This is a genomic window from Streptomyces anandii JCM 4720 (genome assembly GCF_014650655.1).
Lineage (GTDB): Bacteria > Actinomycetota > Actinomycetes > Streptomycetales > Streptomycetaceae > Streptomyces > Streptomyces anandii.
Window position 1 is genome coordinate 1 of record NZ_BMVJ01000121.1, and the last position, 543, is coordinate 543.

The 543-nt window shown below is 71.8% G+C and carries 1 protein-coding gene; it reads right to left on the reverse strand.

Annotated elements, in window-relative coordinates; genetic code table 11:
- A partial coding sequence (locus tag IE249_RS35600; protein ID WP_189711682.1) for a ketoacyl-synthetase C-terminal extension domain-containing protein occupies positions 1 to 543 on the reverse strand: 543 nt, incomplete at both ends.

Sequence of the window (543 nt, forward strand, 5' to 3'; positions counted from 1 at the left end):
GACCCGCGCCCGCACCCGCTCCGCCTGAGCCCGCAACGCGGCCTCCGACTTCGCGGACAACACCCACATCGTGCTCGCGGGCGTCGCCTGGTTGGGAGCGGTCTCCACCGGCTCCTGGTGCTCGGTCGGCGGAGCCTGCTCGAGCACCGTGTGGGCGTTGGTGCCACTGACGCCGAAGGACGACACAGCTGCCCGGCGCGGGCGTCCGGTCTCGGGCCACTCGCGGTTCTCGGTGAGCAGTTCCACCGCACCCGCCGACCAGTCCACGTGCGGCGACGGCTCGTCCACGTGAAGGGTCTGCGGCAGGACACCGTGCCGCATCGCCATCACCATCTTGATGACGCCCGCCACACCGGCGGCCGCCTGCGTGTGACCGATGTTCGACTTGATCGAGCCCAGCCACAGCGGCCGGTCCTCGTCCCGACCCTGCCCATACGTGGCGATGAGGGCCTGGGCCTCGATGGGATCGCCCAGTGTCGTACCCGTACCGTGCGCCTCCACCGCGTCCACATCGGCGGCCGACAGCCCGGCGGACGCCAGCGC